This is a genomic window from Paractinoplanes ovalisporus, assembly GCF_016834655.1.
In the GTDB taxonomy this organism is placed as follows: domain Bacteria; phylum Actinomycetota; class Actinomycetes; order Mycobacteriales; family Micromonosporaceae; genus Actinoplanes; species Actinoplanes ovalisporus.
In genome coordinates, this window is sequence record NZ_JAENHP010000034.1 from 42,469 (window position 1) to 58,724 (window position 16,256).

The window sequence follows — 16,256 nt, forward strand, 5'->3', positions numbered from 1 at the left end:
TCCCCGCCTTCTGTCTCCTCCCGCGCCGCACGTTGACACCGGCTGGCATCGTTCTGCGCGTGGGGATCACCAGGCGGCTGTTTCAGCGGCGATGGGTTCGCCGGGGGCTGACAGCGGGAGCACTCGTTGTCGCCCTCGGCGTGCTCACGTCGGCAGGCGGGGAGTTGTGGACGCGGGGCACGGCCCACGGGCACGTGTACAGCGAGGCCGACGTGCCCGCCGCGCCGGTCGCGATCGTGCTGGGCGCGCAGGTCTACGACGACGGCTCGCCCTCGCCGTTCCTGGCCGCCCGGCTCGACATCGCCAAGCGCCTGCTCGACGCGGGCAAGGTGCGGGCCATCCTGATCTCGGGCGACCATTCCCGCTGGGAGTACGACGAGCCCGGCAACTCCGAGGTCTACCTGGTCGCCCGCGGCGTCCCGGCGGCACAGATCGCCCTCGACTACGCGGGCTTCGACACGTACGACTCCTGCGTCCGCGCCAAGCAGATCTTCGGCGTGCGCGAGGCCATCGTCGTCACCCAGACCTACCACCTCGACCGCGCGGTGGCCCTGTGCCGCACGCTGGGCATCAACGCCACCGGCGTCGGCGACGAGTCGGTGAAGATCTACAAGGAGCCGTGGCGCAACTCGGTGGTCCGCGAGCGGGGCGCCGTCGTCAAGGCCGTAGCCGACGTGATCACCCGCCGCGACCCGGTGTTCCTGGGCCGCCAGGAGACAACGGTGCAGGAGGCGCTGACGCGCTGATCGCGTCCTTCGACGACCTCCGCGACCGGGACAGGCTGTGAGCCCGCGCCGGATCATGCACGGTGACCAAACGCGCACTCCTTGAACCCGGGGGCCGCCGTTTCTGCGGTTGTCGCGGTCGTGGACCCGTACGAAATGATCTGACGCGGCCGCGACCCAAGTCACCTCCGGCAGGTGGGTGATCTATGGAAAGCTGGGCCCGTGACGTCGCGACCGCTGCGCAAGATGGGCTTTCTGACGATCGGGCTGTTCGACGGGGACGACCCGAGGCCCGGGCACGAGTCGACGCTCGACATCATCAAGCTGGGCGAGGATCTGGGCTTCGACAGTGCGTGGGTGCGGCACCGGCATCTGCAGTACGGCATCTCGTCGCCCATTGCCGTGCTGGCCGCGGCCTCGCAGCGTACGGAACGGATCGAACTCGGCACCGCCGTCATTCCGCTCGGGTGGGAGAATCCGTTGCGGCTGGCCGAAGATCTGGCGACCGTCGACATTCTCTCCGGCGGGCGGCTCAACCCCGGGGTCAGCGTCGGACCGCCGATGAACTGGGACACCGTCCAGGAGGCGCTCTACCCCGACACCGCCGACATCGAGGACTTCAGCTATCGCCGGGTCGAGCGGCTGCTCGGGTTCGTGCGCGGCGAGCAGGCCACCGACTTCAGCGGCGCCCAGGGTGTGGTCGAAGTCTTCTCCAACCGGGTCGAGCCGCACGCGGCCGGGCTCGGCGAGCGCATGTGGTACGGCGGGGCCAGCCTCCGGTCGGCGCAGTGGGCCGGCGAGCACGGCATGAACTTCCTGACCAGCAGCGTGGTCAAGGCCGAGGAGTCGGAAGACTTCGCCGAGATCCAGCTGTCGCACATCCGCACGTTCCGCGAGCATCACCCGGCGGGCGACCAGGCCCGGGTGTCCCAGGGCCTGGTCGTGATCCCACCGACTCCGCGACCTCGGAGCAGAAGGCCCGCTATTCCGCGTACGTCGAGAAGCGCACCCCCCGAACCAGCCAACCGCAGGGCCCGGCCCGTCTGCTCTTCTCGCGTGACTACGTCGGCTCCTCGGCCGAGATCGCCGAGCAGCTCCAGGCCCACGCCGCGTTCCGTGAGGTCGACGAGGTGGCGTTCGCGCTGCCGTTCAGCCTCGAGCACGCCGACTACGTGCAGATCCTCACCGACATGGCCAACCACCTCGGTCCGGCGCTCGGACGGAACGTCTAACTGAGCGCCCGTACGTTGACCGCCTGCCCCTCGGCCAGGCCGGCCACCGGGATCAGGGCCGCCGGGCCGCTGCCCATCAGCACCAGGGTGGTGGTTCCGGGCCCGGTCATCGCCTTGAGCTTGGCCACCTCGGCGGGCTCGACCGTGACCCGGCCGTCCTTGCGGGACGCCTCGACCTCGCCCAGCGGACCGCTGAGCACGATGCACAGCTTCCGGTCGCCGTCCTGCGCGTAGTAGGTGTCGGCGTCGCACATGCCCAGGGTGCGGCCCAGGAATCCGGGCTCCTCGGGGGCCTCGCCGGAGATCGCGTCGTCCTGCGCGTACACCTCGACCTTGTGGCTGCCCGGCAGCTTCAGCGGGTCGCTCACCACCGCCGTGGTGACGGCCGCCGCGGCCACCGCCGCCGCCAGAATTCCCGCTGTCCAGGCCCATTTCCGTCGCTTCGACATGTCCCACAACCTATGAACCGGCGGTGGGTGCGGACCTGAGTAGCGGTGCTCAAACCGGGGCGGGTGGTAGGCCTAGCACTACTCGGATCCGGTGGGTGGCCGTAGCGACTTCGCCCCTCGTTCTGCCTAGCGTTTCAGGGTATGACGACGCTGACGATGACCGGCGTGAGCAGGGTGTTCGGCCGCGGACCGGCCGCTGTTCACGCCGTTGACGACGTGACCCTGACCTTTCCCCGGGGCGGCTGGACGGCGGTGATGGGACCGTCCGGTTCCGGCAAGTCCACACTGCTGCACTGCGCGGCCGGGCTGGAACGGGTCGACACCGGCCGGGTGCTGCTCGGCGACACCGACATCACCGCGGCCGGCGACGCCGACCTGACCGCGCTGCGCCGCAGCCGCATCGGGTTCGTGTTCCAGAACTTCAACCTCATCGGCGCGCTGAGCGCCGAGCAGAACGTGGCGCTGCCCCTGCGGCTGGCCGGCCGGCGGCCGTCCCGCCGGGTCGTGCGCGCCACCCTCGACGCGGTCGGGCTGGCCGACCGGGCCCGGCACCGGCCGCGTGAGCTCTCCGGCGGCCAGCAGCAGCGGGTGGCGATCGCCCGGGCCATGGTGACCCGGCCCGAGGTGCTCTTCGCCGACGAGCCGACCGGCGCGCTCGACTCCACCGCCGCCCGCACCGTCCTCGACCTGATGCGCGCGATGGCCGACGCCGGCCAGAGCATCGTCATGGTCACGCACGACCCGGGCGCCGCCGCCCGCGCCGACGCCGTGGTCTTCCTGCGCGACGGCCGGGTGGTCGACCGCGTCGCCGGCGCTGACGCCCGTCAGGTCGCCGACCGGCTCGCCAGTTGGGAGCGCTGAGATGTTGCGGATGAGCCGGGCCGGCCTGGCCGATCGCTGGACCCTCTTCGTGGGCGCGCTGCTCTCGGTCGCCCTCGGGGTGGCCCTCGTGCAGTCCTCACTGCTGCTGCTGATCACGGCGGCCACCTTCGACCCGCCGCCCGGCCTGAGCGCGGCCGAGCGCATGGAGTTCTCCGACGGCACCACCGCCGCGGTGTCGATGCTGGGCGTGGTGCTCGGCGGGGCGGTCTTCCTGGCCGGGTTCATCATCAGCTCGACGTTCGCGTTCACCGTCGACCAGCGCCGTCGCGACCTCGCCCTGCTGCGCCTGGTCGGTGGCAGCCGCGGTCAGGTCCGGCGCCTGCTGCTGGGCGAGGCGCTGCTGCTGGGCGTCGCCGGGGCCGGTCTCGGCGTCCCGGCCGGGCTCGAAGTGATGAAGCTCCAGGCGTGGCTGATGCGGCGCTTCGAGTTCGTGCCCGACGGGTTCACCGGCCAGTGGCGCATGTGGATCCTCGGTGTCTCACTGGGCACCGGTCTGCTGCTCGCGATCTCCGGCGTGCTGGTCGCGGCGCGGCGGGCGGCCCGGGTGCGGCCGCTGGAAGCGCTGCGCGAGACCGGGGCGGCGGCCCGAGTGATGACCGCCGGGCGCTGGATCGCCGGGCTGCTGTTCTTCGGCGGCGCGCTGGCCCTGGTCATCGTGGCGCCGCACGGCGGCCCGGCGGGCGGTCAGGCCATGGCGCTGAACGTGGCGATGCCGGCCTCGGTGGCCGTGGTGGCGTTCGCGCCGCTGCTGGTGCCGCTGTTCGCCCGGCTGATGCCGTTCGGGGGCGGGGTGCTGGGCTCGCTGGCCCGGGCCAACCTGCGCGACGCGCGCCGCCGGTCGGCCTCGGTCGCGGCGCCGCTGATCGTGCTGGTCGCGCTCGTGGTCGGCAACACCGGCGCCGGGTCGTCGTTCACGACCAGCGGGATCGACGAGGTCGCCCGGTCGACCCACGCCGACTTCGTGGTCGAGGGCCGCGGCCCGATCGCGGACGTGCCGGGCGTGGCCACGGTCTCGACCGAGCTCTCGCTGCCCGGCGAGGTCACGACCGGGCAGGGCGAAGATCGGGAGACCGAGGCGGTGTCCGCGCTGGTGGTCGACCCGGCCGCGTACTCGGCGATCCACGGCACGCCCGTGCGCCTGAGCGGGCGGGCGGTGGCGGCCGGTCCCGGCGGTGACGTGCCGAAGAGCGGAACCGTCCGGCTGCGGCTGCCCGAGGGCGACCTCGGCGACCTGCCGGTGGTGGCTTCGGTGCCGGCCACGATGAGCGGCGGCGCCAACCTGCTGCTGCCACCGGGTCTGGTGCCCGAGGCTCAGCTGGCCGGAGCCCAGGCCCGGTCGTTCGTCGCGCTCAAGCCGGGGGCCGACCCCGCCGCCGTGAGAGCCGCGCTGGCCCGCTCCGGCCCGGTGTCGAGCCTCGACGACTGGCTGCGGGCCGACGCCGACGCCCGCAACTCCACCAACGAGAAGATCATGCTGATCGTGCTGGGCCTGGGCGGGCTCTACGCGCTCCTCGGCGTCGTCAACTCGGCGGTCATCGGCGCGGCGACCCGTCGTCGCGAGTTCGCCGAGGCGCGGGTGACCGGCCTGACCCGCGGCCAGGTCGTGCGGGTGGCCCTGCTCGAGACGTTCGCCGTCACCGGCGCGGCTCTGCTGCTGGGCGTGGTCGCGGCGTCGGCCGCCCTGATCGCGGCCCTGGCCACGACGAGCGCCGTGACCGGCGCCGCGACCCTCGACCTGTCATGGCCCCTGATCGCCGGGGTGGCCGCGGTGGCGCTGACCGTCACCGGCCTGACCAGCCTGATCACGTCATGGTCGGCCACCCGCCGCCCACCCGTGACCTTGCTGGCCGCCCAGGAATGAGATCCCGGGCTGCGACGAAGCTGACTTGGTCCGGCGGCTCCTGGGTTGCACTGAACGGGGGACGAGAACCGGCTATTCCTCATCACCGTATGAGACCGTCAATTCGCCTGCCGGAGCTGGGAGAAGTTGGCCGTGTGATCCGGCTGGATGGCGAACCGGAAGGTCAATGAGGGGTGTCCGTCCGGGCTGCTGCCTCGGGTGTGGACTTGGTCGATGCAGACGACTGCCCAATAGCCGTTGCTGTTACACAAAACCACCGCGTCGCCCTCGCGAACCGTTCGAACCCGTGAGGAGCCGTCATAGGCGCTCGCGTCGCTCACCTCGGTTACATCCGTGACTCCGGAGGCCGAGGCGATCGTCTCAATGTCGGCCGGATTGTTGTATACGTGTACGACGCCTCGACCGGCTTCGCCGACGCGGAGCGTAAACGTCATGGCACCGGAGCCGAGTTCGTACTCGCCGTCGTTGTTGGAAAAGTCGAACGTCTCCGTGCCGTGGACGTCTGGGCTGACGTAACGGGCGGGGTCGTGCCGCAGCGTCCGAGCGATGCGGTCGGGTGAAACGACTTGGAGCGGGTTCGGTCCGATCGGCGGAACCGGCAGGATCTCCTGACCGTGCAGGTTGTGCAGCAGCTTGATGTACTCCGCCTCATAGTTCTCGTCGCGTCGGAAATCGAGGTAGACCGGGTTGCCCAGGAACATCGGAATCCGGCGGTCCGGGTTGTCACGCAGAACGGGCAGGATACGGTCCTCATCCAGCCTGTCCATAAGTTCGGCCGTAAGCATTCGACGTTCGTAGGCGACACCACCTCTGCCCTCGTACGCCTTCCGGGTATAGGTGTCGGTCACGATGACCAGGATGCGATCGGCGTCCCTGATGCCTTCCTCCATGAACAACGGGAGGTTCGTACCCAGACGAGCGTTCCAGCGGTCGAGGATGACATCCACACCGTTATGGCGTAGCCGAGTTGCGAGTTTCAGCACCCAGGCGCTGTGCTGGGGGGAATCCCACGAGTAGGACACGAACACACGCGGCGCCAAGGTTGCGTCTGCCGGATTTGTCACCCCGACCATGGTGGCCGATGAAGGCGTGCGGCTCACGTAGGCACGCGGGCTCGTCGCCGGGCGATCTCCACCCTTTGCAAGATGGGCGGCAAGGGAAAAGTCGGATCTGTAGGGTCGGTCAGCCCGTGACTGCTAGGGAAGGGGTCAGATCTCGAGGGTCCAGTTCACGAAGCGAAGCTTCGGCGTGAATCCGGCTTTCTCATAGAGCCGGACCGCGCCGAAGGCGTTCTCCGAGTCCGCCTCCACGAGGGCCCGGTCGTAGCCCTCGTCGGCCGCGGTTCGCAACGCCTGCCCGATCAGGGCACCGGCGACGCCGCGCTTGCGGTAGGCGGGCTGGGTCGCGATGAGCATGAAACGCGCGTCGCGGATGCCGGTGGCCGCCGTGTCGGCATCCCACGACATCGTCACCAGCATGCCGGCGGGAGCCCCGCTCGCCTCGTCGCGGAGCAGGAAGCTGACCGTGGGCCGGAACGTCTGGTTGATGATTTTGCTCTTCCAGGAGTCCGCCGTCATCGGCGACCGGAGCCGGTCGTCCGCGAACGCCTCGTTGCGGATCAGGCGGAACTCCTCGTCGTTCCGCTCCGACCACGGCTCGACGCGGAGCCCGGCCGGGACCGGGACGTCCCGGATCTGGTCGCCGAGCGGGTGCTGCATGTGCTGGTAACAGCCGACCGGCACAAAACCCTGAGACTCCATGAGCTCCGGCAGGCCGGCCATGCTCTCGGGCTTGTGGATGTCGATGGCCAGCTTCAGCGTCGACCCGTGCCGCGCGTGCTGCTCCTTCGCCGCCGTGACTCCGGCTTTTACCAGCGTGGCGCCGAGGCCCTGGCGCCGATAGGCGGGGGCCACCCCGCCGTCCATGACGACCCGCTGGATGTCCTCCCCGGTCGGCTGATACCTGGTCTTCATGAAGCCGGCCATCACGTCACCGTCGAAGGCGGCCAGGCTGCCGCGTTGCAGATCGGTGTAGGGGTCGACCAGCTCCTGGAGGGTGTCCTCCTCGTCGTAGTACTCCCCGATCTGGTCGACCGCCTCCATGGCGTTGAGCAGATCGGCCGAGGTCTTCGCGTCGCCGCGGGCGAGGGGCCGCCAGGTGATGTGCATCCGGCGGAGACTAGTTCCCGGATGGCCGGGCTGTCGCCTCAATTCCGCGATCTTGAGGCAGCCGCACCACGTCGGCGATGACGGCGTCGTCCTCGGTGAGGCGCACGGCAGCCGGGCTGTCGTAGACCACCAGCAGGCGGCCGTCGCCGTAGTTGCTCAGGCCTTCGGCGTGGTCGTCGCCCTCGCCGAAGGTCAGTTCGAGGTCCCGGGTGATCAGGTCGCCCCGCACGATCGTCGGCTGCTCGGAGCGGCACGCGCCGTGCCAGCGGTAGACGCGCACCGGCCCGTCCAGGTCCATCGTCGGGCCGGCCAGGATCAGCAGGTCGTCGCCGTCGGGGCACAGGTCGCGCACGCCGAGACCGTCGAGCTCGAGCACGTGTTTGCGATAGGTGAAGCCGTCGTCGAACTCGTGCAGCCGCAGGCGGTCGGGCTCGTCCGGGTCGATGTAGGGGCGCAGTTCCAGCACGAAGGCCCAGCCCCGCAGCACGGGCCCGCGCAGGCCCAGGTAGACCCGGTCGCCACTGACCGCGATGCCCTCGATGTCGAGCCCGTTGTCCTTGCCCGGGATCGGCAGGAACGGCGCCAGGTGGTCGTCCTTGCGCAGCAGCTGACGCAGGTCGTCCTTGCCGCCCAGAGCCGCCGCGTAGTGCCTCTCGCCGTCGACTTCGATTTCCCGTACGGGCGTGGGCAGCCCATCCACGTCGGCGATCGGGAGCCGTACGAGAATCTGCCGGTTCTCCTGCCCCTCGATCCGCGCCAGCCGCTTGAGCGCCTTCTCACCCTCGTGCCGGTCCTTGATCTGTTTGCGGCGCAGGCTGTGCGAGCCGATCGCCCACAGGAAGTGGCCGGTGCGGGCCAGCCCCTCGACGTCGGCCTCCTCCTCGATGTCGGTGCCGGGCAGGCTGATGAAGTCACCCAGCCGGTACGTGGTCTCGTCACCGAACTCGGTGGGCGCCGAGGGGTTGTCGGCGACCAGACGCTCCACGGTCGCGGTCTCGTCACCCGCGATCCACAGCACGGGCCCGTCGAGGCGTACGGCGGAAAGGTTGGTGTGGGTCGCCATGGCCCGGGACTTGTCCCCGAAGCGCAGGCGGACCGTGTGATCGAGCGTCATGGTCAACATCGTGTCACCGGGAGGCCACCGAGGGGCCTCCACTGTCGGGACGGCGAAATCAGCTGGACGGGCGAGGAGCGGCGACCGGACTGCGATGACCGTCGGCGTCCACCGCCCGTACGCCGAAGAACACGTTGTCCTTGGAGAGGTCGATCGTCACCGTCGTCACCTTGCCGACCGCGCGCGAATGCTCCCAGTCCGGGGCCGTGGTCTCGCGCCAGACGACCTCGTAGCCGGCCAGGTCGGGTTCGGTGCCCAGTTCCCAGCGCAGCGTCGTGGAATTGGTGAGCTGCGTGGTGTCGATGACCACGCCCCGCGGCGTGCCCGGCGCCTCGGACAGCGACCACAGCACGGCCGCGTTGACCCGGGCCACCCGCGCGATGTAGTCGAAGTCGCAGAACTCGATCAGGTCGCCGTACTGCACGCCGTTCTCGACCCGGACGTCCTGGTGCTCGTGGGCGAAGTTCTCACGCGGCTCGGTGAACCGGGCCGCCGGATAGCCCCGCAGCAGGAACGAGATGTGGTCGCTGCCGCGCAGGTAGCGGTCGCGCCGCCAGATCACCCGCACGTCCGTGCCGTCCGGTTCGACCTGCTTGACGAACCGGCCCAGCTGCCGCGACGGGCCGTCGTTCTCGCCGCCGACGCTCTTGCGGGTGTTCGCCTCGGCCGCCGTCTCCGAAGTGGGCACCCCCTCGACGAACAGCCGCACGGTCCGGTTGGCGGGGCGGGTGCCGTCGTGGGCGTCCCCGGTGCCGACGATGTCGTTGCTGAACATGGCCTGGATGTCGGCGCCGGCGTCGCGGTAGACCTGCGCCATGTGGTCGGAGCCGTAGAGGCCCTGCTCCTCGCCGGCCACGGCCGCGAAGACGATCGTGGCTTCGGGCTGCCGCCGGGCCATCACGCGCGCCAGCTCCATGATCACGGCCACACCCGAGGCGTCGTCGTCCGCCCCGGGCGCGTCGGACACCGCGTCCATCACGTCGGTCACCCGCGAGTCGTAGTGACCCGTGACGACGTACGTGCGGGCCGGTGTGACGCTCCCCGTGAGTGTCGCGATCACGTTGGTGATGGTGGTGGGAACCGGGACGCGCGGCGAGACGGGCTGCACGAACGCCTGCGCTTCGACCGTCATCCGGCCGCCGGAGATTGCGGCATATCCGCGCATCTCCGCGAGGATCCAGTCGCGGGCAGCGCCGATGCCACGCACCGGGTCGTCCTGACCGGAGAGCGTGTGCCGGGTGCCGAACGAGACCAGCTTCCGCACGATGGCCTCGATCCGCCGCGGGTCGATCTCCCGCAGAATCGCCCGGAGCTCCGGCCCCGGCGGCGCGCCGACCGCCTCGCCCGCCATCAGGGGCGCCGCCGCAGCCGCCGCGGAAACGGTCAGAAACGCACGCCGACTCGTGTTGGCCATGCGTCCACTCTGGCCCTCACGCGTTCATATGTCCACGTTCATCAATATGTTGCGGAATGACGGCGGCTGGCCCGTGGCCTCCAGCACCGACATCCACAGGTCACCGGCCGGGTCGACCTGGTTGCGGGCCGACACCGCGACCGGGATGGGCACGTGCACGAACCGGCTGCGCCACATGCCGACGACCATCTCGGTGCGCCCGGCCATCGCCGCGTGCACCGCCGCCTGGGCCAGGCGCAGGCAATAGACGCTGTCGTAGGGGTTGGCGGGCACACTGCGGATCACATAGCTCGGGTCGATGTACTTGAGGTTGGCCTCCTCGCCGGCGGCCGCGAAGTCGTCGAGGATGCGCTGCCGCAGATAGATCCCGAAGTCGCCGAGCCGGGTGTTGCCGGAGGCGTCGGTGCCGCCGGCGGCCAGGTAGTCCTGCCCGGCGCCCTCGGCCACCACGACCAGCGCGTGCCCCCGCTCGCGGACCCGGCGCCGCAGGTGCGGCAGGAAGCCGTCGACGTCGGCCGGCACCTCGGGGATCAGCACGTAGTCGGCGTCGTTGGTGGCCAGCGCGGCATAGCAGGCGATGAACCCGCTGTGCCGCCCCATCAGCTGCACCAGCCCGATCCCGCCCGGTTGCGCGGTCGCCTCGGTGTGCGCGGCCCGGATCGACTCGGTGGCCTTGCCGAACGCCGTCTGGAACCCGAAGCTGTGCCCGATGAACGGGATGTCGTTGTCGATCGTCTTCGGCACCCCGACCACGGCGATCCGCCGGTCCCGCTCGGCGATCTCCCGGGCGATCCGCTGGGCGCCGCGCATCGACCCGTCGCCGCCGATCACGAACAGCACGTTGACGCCCAGCTGGTCGAGGCAGTCGACGATCTCGGCCGGGTCCTGGTTGCCGCGCGAGGTGCCGAGGATCGTGCCGCCCTGCTCGTTGATGTATTCCACCCCGGCCGGCGTCAGCTCGACCACGTCGTGCCCGTGCCGCGCGACCAGGCCCCGATAGCCGTTGCGGAACCCGACAATTTTCCGTACGCCGTAATGGGAGGTCAGCTCGAGCACGAGCCCCCGGATCACGTCGTTGAGCCCGGGGCAGAGCCCACCGCAGGTGACGATCCCGACGCGCGTCTTGGCCGGGTCGAAGAAGATCTGCCGGCGCGGCCCACCCGGCTCGAACGAGGGCGGTTCCCCCTCCCGGGCGGCGAGCATGTCCAGGGTGTCGTCGAAGAGCACGCGGTCGTTCTCGTCGACGTAGTGCTCAGTGGTGCCGCGCCGCCCGACAAGCCCACCCAGCGGCGACCCGATCCGCCCAGCACCGAGCGACCGCACCCGCAGATCCGCCGCCTCCATGGCGCGAGACTAGGCGCCCCCCGTTACACCCGTGTTCCGCCGTACAGTCGGCCAATGATCGTCCGCACCGAGTGGAGCGTGCCGCACACCCCCGAGCAACTGTGGCCGGCGCTGTGCGACTCACGCGTCGAGCTGACCCCGCGCTGCCCGGTCTTCTGCCTCGGCACCCCACGCCCCACCGAGTGCCGCTTGCCCGACGGCCCCGGCGAGGTTGGCGCCGCCCGTCAGTGCGTCTCCGAACAGGGCACAGTGCGCCAGCGCATCACGGTCTGGGAACCGCCGGCCCGGCTCGCGTTCCACATGGAAGAGACCAACCTCTGCTTCCACCATTTCGTCAACAGCCTGGGCGACGTCTTCGAGCTGACCCCCGAACCCACCGGCACCCGCATAACCCGCACAACCACGGTCTCAGTGCGCCGCGGCTTTGCCCCTGTGCTGGCGCCGGCCCTCTGGGTGGGCCTGAAGTCGGTGCACCGCTTCGTCTTCCGAAATTGGCAACGCATGCGTCTGACGTGACGGCTTCCCATTCCGTACGGGTCCACGACCGCGCCAACCGCAGAACGGGCGGCCCCCGGGTTCAAGGAGTGCGCGGTGGGTCACCGTGCATGATCCGGCGCGGGCTCACCCCTCCGGGGCAACGCCGGCTTCGAATTGTCCTCGCCGCCGCCTCTAGGCTGCCGGACAGACGCGCGATCTGAGGTGAGGGCTGATAGCAACGATCTGGCCGGTGCTCCTGGGTTTTCTGCTCACCACCGTCCTCGGCGGGTACTTCGGCTCGCTGTTTCAGCGCCGGGTCTGGAACCACCAGCATGTAGTTCAATTCCTGGCCGCGGAGCACAAACGAACCGTCGAGATCTTCGAGGAGGTGAGCAGACAGCTCGACAAGCGGCTGTACCGCCTTCGGCTTCTCTATTGGAGCCTGCCCGACGGGAACTCGACCGGCACGCGATCCGACATGGCCGAGAAGCGCTTGGAGGACTACCGCCAGGTCCTCTACGAATGGAACGACGGCATCAACCGCAATCTGGCGTTGATCCAGCAATACTTCGGCGACGAGGAACGGCGCGAGCTGGACCTGACCATCGGCCGGCAGTTCGTGGCGCTGGGCGGCATCGTCGAGGGTTTGTGGAACGGCACCCGCACCCACGACGACGAGCAGAAGGCGAGCTTCGAGCAACAGCTGCTCGAACTCAACTCTCAGATCTACTACTACAACATCCGTCTCCTGAGAACGGTCCGGGCCGGAGCCATCTCCACGATGCAGGTCTCCGCGCGGAGAAAGGCCTTGGCGACCGGTCGGCCGGATTGACCAGGACGCCGACTGTCGGCGTCGAACAGCGCCACGATTGTGAAGCCGCTCCCGGACGCCGTCGGGCGGGCTGATGCGATCGCCGAGGCGGCCCTGGTGTTGCGGCCGGGCGGGCGGCTCGTCATCGCCGACTTCCGGCACGTTACGACGTACGCGAAGCAATTTCCGACGTCGCGGTGAGCGACCCGGGCCGGCGTTTCTGGTACGGCGGGCCGTGGGGCCGCACCCAGGCGGTGACCGCGACCCGCTGACCGCTACCGTCGGGCCGTGACGATCTCGGGAAGTGCGCTGGTCAGCGGCGCGTCGCGGGGCCTCGGGGCCCACATCTGCCGACGGCTGGCGGCGGACGGCTGGCCGGTGGCGGTCAACTACCGCTCCGACGCCGACGGCGCCCAACAGGTGGTGGCGGACATCGAGGCGGCCGGGGGCACGGCGGCGGCGTTCCGGGCCGACGTGACCGACGAGGGCGACGTGACCCGGCTGGTGGCCGAGGCAGAGCACAGGCTTGGTCCCGTACGGGTGGTGGTCGCGAACGCCACCGGCCCCCAGCCCTCGGTGAAGGCCGAGGACGTGACGTGGCAGGACCACCTCGACCAGCTCGTCTTCTTCGTGAAGAGCCCGACCCTGCTGCTTCAGGCCGCACTTCCCCATATGCGGCGGCTCGGCGGCGGGCGCTTCATCCACATCGGCTCCGAGATGGTGGAGCGGGCGCTGCCGGGCTTCTCGGCCTACAACGCGGCCAAGGGCGCCCAGCTGATCCTGGCCCGCACCTGGGCCCGCGAGCTCGGCGCCGACAACGTGACGGTCAACGTGGTCGCGCCGGGCTGGATCCCGGTCGAGCGGCACGGCGTGGTCACCGAGGAGAGCAGCCGCGACTACGTGGCCGACGTGCCGCTGGGCCGCCTGGGCACGCCGCAGGAGATCGCCGACGTGGTCGCGTTCGTGGCGTCGGACGCGTCCCGCTTCATCACGGGCGAGCGGATCACCGTGAACGGGGGCCACACCCTCGATTGACCGGGTTAATCTGCGGTCATGTTGATCACGGTGGTGGCCGACTACGGCGTCGGGGATCTTGCGTTCGCCGAGGTACGGCAGCGGTTCGCCCAGCTGATGCCGCAGGCCGAGGTCACCGCGGTGCCGGTGCCGGCGTTCGACACGGTCGGCGCCGGGTTCTGCGTGGCCCAGCTGGCCCTGACCGAAGGCCCGGCCGACCGCATCGTCTTCGCGAACGTGGCCCCGCGCGAGGACGAGGACAGCCCCCGCGCCGACAACGCGGGTGAGCCCCTGGCCGCGGCCCACCTCGACTCGGGCGTCTGGGTCGTCGGCGTAGCGTCCGGCTCCAGCCTGTCTTTCCTGGCCGCTGCAGGCATCCCCGTCCGCGCCGTGAAGGCCGCCGACGCCGGTTCTCAGTTCCGTTCCCGCGACGTCTTCCCCGCAGCCGTGGCGGCGCTGGCCCGCGGTGACGATCTGCTGGGGGCCGAGCTGACGATGCCGCCCCCGCCCGCGAACGCGGTCGTCTACACCGACGGCTACGGCAACCTAAAAACCTCGTGGCATGAGCCTCCGGCCAAACCCGGTTCCCGCGTACGCGTCCAGGTCGGCCCAACCACAACCGAGGCGATCGTGACCGACGGCGTATTCACCGTCCCCGCCGGCGCCATGTCGTTCGCCCCCGGCAGTTCGGGCTGGGGCGAGCCGTTCTACGAGCTGCTGCTGCGCGGCGGCAGCGCGGCTGCCCGTTTCGGCCACCCCCGATCCGGCACCCCCGTCCGGATCGTCCCGTAGCCCGCCCCTGACGAAGGCCGCTCGCCGGTTGCGGCCGGGGTGGTGCCGGCCGCCGCTGTCCGGGATGTTCGGCGTCGACGTGCCGCAGGTCGCCCGGTGCCGGGTGGTCGCAGCGGCGATCGGGTCACCGGTCGCCCCCGCGCCGGACGTTCACAGCGGCAGATCAGGCCGCCCATCACCCAGCACCAGGCGTCCGCAGCGTCGGATCGGACCGCCGACGACCCCACCCCGGACGTTCACAGCGGCAGATCAGGCCGCCCATCACCCAGCACCAGGCGCTCGCAGCGGCAGATCAGGCCACCGACGACCCAGCGCCAGGCGTTCGCAGCGACGGATCGGCTCGCCCTTGGCCCGGTCGAGGCGGGTGAGCCGGTTCGCCTGGTGGGGTCAGGCGGGCGTGGACGGTGAGGCGGCGACGCCAAGCTGGTCGGCACTTGGGCCGAGGCGCCGCGCCCACCCTGCTGGTGTCCGGCGCCCACGACGTCTGCGGCTACTGGTCGTCCCCCATAGCCCGCCCTAACCGGGGGACCCCCGCCCAGCCCCATCCTAGAGAGATTGGCCGATCTTCGAAGGGGTGGGCGCGGGAGCCTGTGGACAAGCGCGGATTGTGGATAACTCTGCGGGCTGGATCACCTGGTCAGGGGGCCTTGGCCGTTGCTGTCGAGTTCGGGCTTGGTGTCGGTCTTCAGCTTCCAGAGCCGTGCGCCGGTCTCCAACGCGTCGGCCAACTGCTCCTCGCCTTTCAGCCTGGCCGCGATCGAACCGGCCTCGGTGACGGCGATGCCTGCCCGGTGTGGGTGGGGGTCCTCGTGGACCGGGCTCTTCCGCTCCGGGGGCGCCGGCCTGATCAACTCGCCCTGCTGGTGAGGGGAGGCGGGCTTCGAACGGTCCGCCACCGGAGGGGCGGCGGGCTTCGAACGGTCCGCTACGGGAGGAGCGGCGGGCTTCGAACGGTCCGCTATGGGAGGAGCGGCGGGCTTCGAGTCCGGCTGGGGCTTGCGCGGCGAGCGGTCCGCTGCGGGCGGGGCGGTCGGGCGAGGACGGCGAAGGTCGGCGGACGGGGCGAGGTGCTGGGCGTCGTGGCGTCGGCGGTCCGGTAGTTCGCCGTTCCGGACGCGCTGGGTCAGGGCTCGTTCCGCGGCCTTCTTGGGTCGGTGGTCCACGTTTTCGCCGCGGTTCTGGCGGTCCTCCTTCTGTTTGCGGAAGTCGTCGAGCTTCTTCTGGAAGTCGGGGGTGGGACGCAAGCCGGAATCACGACCCTTGGCCCGAGCGGAAGCATCGGGAGCACGCGACGGCTTGTCGGCGGGCCGAGCGGACGCCGCCTTCGCCCAAGCGGGGGCATCGGGAGCACGCGACGGCTTGTCGGCGGGCCGAGCGGACGCCGCCTTCGCCCAAGCGGAAGCATCGGGAGCACGCGACGGCTTGTCGGCGGGCCGAGCGGACGCCGCCTTCGCCCAAGCGGAAGCATCGGGAGCACGCGACGGCTTGTCGGCGGGCCGAGCGGACGCCGCCTTCGCCCAAGCGGAAGCATCGGGAGCACGCGACGGCTTGTCGGCGGGCCGAGCGGACGCCGCCTTCGCCCGAGCGGGAGCATCGGGAGCACGCCACGGCTTGTCGGCGGGCCGGGCAGACGCCGTCTTCGGCCGGTCAGAAGACCGGTCAGAAGGCCGGGCGGACGCACCCGGCGGCCGTTTGGCATCCGGGACCGTCGTCGCGGCGGCCCGGGGTCGTGAGACGTCACCGGCGCGCGTCTGACGGGCGTCCTGCCGGCTCTGATGATGCGCTTGGACCTCACTCACCCGCGACTTGAACTCCGGCGCGCGCCGAGGAACCGGCGGCTTCGGCAAATCGACGCGCGGCGCCGGCTTGGGCGAATCGACACGCGGCGCCGGCTTGGGCGAATCGATGCGCGCCGGCGGCTTCGGCGGATCGACGCGCGGCGGGCGGTTGACCGGGCTGTCGGCCATGGCAAG

The 16,256-nt window shown here is 70.6% G+C and carries 15 protein-coding genes; 8 read left to right on the forward strand and 7 right to left on the reverse strand.

From position 1 onward, the window contains the following. The first annotated feature begins 140 nt into the window (after window positions 1-140). Window positions 141-746 (forward strand): SanA/YdcF family protein, encoded by a 606-nt coding sequence (locus JIG36_RS48275; protein ID WP_307873213.1) that lies wholly within the window; start codon window positions 141-143, stop codon window positions 744-746. A 201-nt stretch (window positions 747-947) separates the two neighbouring features. Next, window positions 948-1,961 (forward strand): LLM class flavin-dependent oxidoreductase, encoded by a 1,014-nt coding sequence (locus JIG36_RS48280; RefSeq protein WP_307873214.1) that lies wholly within the window; start codon window positions 948-950, stop codon window positions 1,959-1,961. Here JIG36_RS48280 and JIG36_RS48285 read toward each other — a convergent pair. Beyond that, entirely contained in the window at window positions 1,954-2,406 is a 453-nt protein-coding gene (locus JIG36_RS48285; protein ID WP_203383678.1) for a hypothetical protein, read from the reverse strand. The genes JIG36_RS48280 and JIG36_RS48285 overlap by 8 nt on opposite strands. Before the next feature lie 141 nt (window positions 2,407-2,547). Between JIG36_RS48285 and JIG36_RS48290 the strand changes: the two genes are divergently transcribed. Both JIG36_RS48290 and JIG36_RS48295 read left to right on the forward strand, forming a co-directional pair. Next, on the forward strand, window positions 2,548-3,267 hold the full coding sequence (locus JIG36_RS48290) for an ABC transporter ATP-binding protein (protein ID WP_203383679.1): 720 nt from the start codon (window positions 2,548-2,550) through the stop codon (window positions 3,265-3,267). A gap of 10 nt (window positions 3,268-3,277) precedes the next feature. Next, window positions 3,278-5,149: an FtsX-like permease family protein gene (locus tag JIG36_RS48295; protein WP_236049889.1), complete on the forward strand. Its 1,872-nt coding sequence runs from the start codon at window positions 3,278-3,280 to the stop codon at window positions 5,147-5,149. A 98-nt stretch (window positions 5,150-5,247) separates the two neighbouring features. On the opposite strand, the gene JIG36_RS48300 is transcribed toward JIG36_RS48295, so the two are convergent. The 5 genes from JIG36_RS48300 to JIG36_RS48320 all read right to left on the reverse strand — a co-directional run bounded on the left by JIG36_RS48300 (window position 5,248) and on the right by JIG36_RS48320 (window position 11,189). Next, window positions 5,248-6,222, reverse strand: coding sequence for a TIR domain-containing protein (locus JIG36_RS48300; RefSeq protein WP_236049916.1), 975 nt, complete (start codon window positions 6,220-6,222; stop codon window positions 5,248-5,250). Window positions 6,223-6,357: 135 nt separating this feature from the next. After that, complete coding sequence (locus JIG36_RS48305) at window positions 6,358-7,317, reverse strand: GNAT family N-acetyltransferase (protein WP_203383682.1); 960 nt, start codon at window positions 7,315-7,317, stop codon at window positions 6,358-6,360. Between the two features lie 10 nt (window positions 7,318-7,327). Further along, window positions 7,328-8,431, reverse strand: coding sequence for a DUF3616 domain-containing protein (locus JIG36_RS48310; RefSeq protein WP_203383683.1), 1,104 nt, complete (start codon window positions 8,429-8,431; stop codon window positions 7,328-7,330). A 58-nt stretch (window positions 8,432-8,489) separates the two neighbouring features. Next, window positions 8,490-9,845: a M28 family metallopeptidase gene (locus tag JIG36_RS48315; RefSeq protein WP_203383684.1), complete on the reverse strand. Its 1,356-nt coding sequence runs from the start codon at window positions 9,843-9,845 to the stop codon at window positions 8,490-8,492. Window positions 9,846-9,869: 24 nt separating this feature from the next. Further along, window positions 9,870-11,189, reverse strand: coding sequence for an ATP-dependent 6-phosphofructokinase (locus JIG36_RS48320; RefSeq protein ID WP_203383685.1), 1,320 nt, complete (start codon window positions 11,187-11,189; stop codon window positions 9,870-9,872). A 54-nt stretch (window positions 11,190-11,243) separates the two neighbouring features. On the opposite strand from JIG36_RS48320, the gene JIG36_RS48325 reads away from it, so the two are divergent. The 4 genes from JIG36_RS48325 to JIG36_RS48340 all read left to right on the forward strand — a co-directional run bounded on the left by JIG36_RS48325 (window position 11,244) and on the right by JIG36_RS48340 (window position 14,283). Then, window positions 11,244-11,705 (forward strand): SRPBCC family protein, encoded by a 462-nt coding sequence (locus JIG36_RS48325; RefSeq protein WP_203383686.1) that lies wholly within the window; start codon window positions 11,244-11,246, stop codon window positions 11,703-11,705. A 211-nt stretch (window positions 11,706-11,916) separates the two neighbouring features. Further along, window positions 11,917-12,498, forward strand: a complete 582-nt coding sequence (locus JIG36_RS48330; protein ID WP_203383687.1) for a hypothetical protein — start codon at window positions 11,917-11,919, stop codon at window positions 12,496-12,498. Window positions 12,499-12,765: 267 nt separating this feature from the next. Further along, the gene (locus tag JIG36_RS48335; RefSeq protein ID WP_307873215.1) at window positions 12,766-13,512 is read left to right on the forward strand and encodes an SDR family oxidoreductase; all 747 of its coding nucleotides are present in this window, start codon (window positions 12,766-12,768) and stop codon (window positions 13,510-13,512) included. Between the two features lie 18 nt (window positions 13,513-13,530). Further along, the gene (locus JIG36_RS48340) at window positions 13,531-14,283 is read left to right on the forward strand and encodes an SAM-dependent chlorinase/fluorinase (RefSeq protein WP_203383688.1); all 753 of its coding nucleotides are present in this window, start codon (window positions 13,531-13,533) and stop codon (window positions 14,281-14,283) included. Between the two features lie 629 nt (window positions 14,284-14,912). Here JIG36_RS48340 and JIG36_RS48345 read toward each other — a convergent pair. Then, window positions 14,913-16,250 carry a hypothetical protein gene (locus JIG36_RS48345; protein WP_203383689.1) on the reverse strand — a complete coding sequence of 446 codons (1,338 nt, stop codon included), beginning with the start codon at window positions 16,248-16,250 and terminating at the stop codon, window positions 14,913-14,915. Between the last annotated feature and the right edge of the window lie 6 nt (window positions 16,251-16,256).

What these genes read in the sequence shown, in the direction of transcription:
- JIG36_RS48320 (WP_203383685.1), bottom strand. Translation starts at nt 11,189, where the DNA reads ATGGAGGCGGCGGATCTGCGGGTGCGGTCGCTCGGTGCTGGGCGGATC.
- JIG36_RS48325 (WP_203383686.1), top strand. Translation starts at nt 11,244, where the DNA reads ATGATCGTCCGCACCGAGTGGAGCGTGCCGCACACCCCCGAGCAACTG.
- JIG36_RS48295 (WP_236049889.1), top strand. Translation starts at nt 3,278, where the DNA reads ATGAGCCGGGCCGGCCTGGCCGATCGCTGGACCCTCTTCGTGGGCGCG.
- JIG36_RS48315 (WP_203383684.1), bottom strand. Translation starts at nt 9,845, where the DNA reads ATGGCCAACACGAGTCGGCGTGCGTTTCTGACCGTTTCCGCGGCGGCT.
- JIG36_RS48300 (WP_236049916.1), bottom strand. Translation starts at nt 6,222, where the DNA reads ATGGTCGGGGTGACAAATCCGGCAGACGCAACCTTGGCGCCGCGTGTG.
- JIG36_RS48285 (WP_203383678.1), bottom strand. Translation starts at nt 2,406, where the DNA reads ATGTCGAAGCGACGGAAATGGGCCTGGACAGCGGGAATTCTGGCGGCG.
- JIG36_RS48305 (WP_203383682.1), bottom strand. Translation starts at nt 7,317, where the DNA reads ATGCACATCACCTGGCGGCCCCTCGCCCGCGGCGACGCGAAGACCTCG.
- JIG36_RS48310 (WP_203383683.1), bottom strand. Translation starts at nt 8,431, where the DNA reads ATGACGCTCGATCACACGGTCCGCCTGCGCTTCGGGGACAAGTCCCGG.
- JIG36_RS48340 (WP_203383688.1), top strand. Translation starts at nt 13,531, where the DNA reads ATGTTGATCACGGTGGTGGCCGACTACGGCGTCGGGGATCTTGCGTTC.
- JIG36_RS48290 (WP_203383679.1), top strand. Translation starts at nt 2,548, where the DNA reads ATGACGACGCTGACGATGACCGGCGTGAGCAGGGTGTTCGGCCGCGGA.
- JIG36_RS48345 (WP_203383689.1), bottom strand. Translation starts at nt 16,250, where the DNA reads ATGGCCGACAGCCCGGTCAACCGCCCGCCGCGCGTCGATCCGCCGAAG.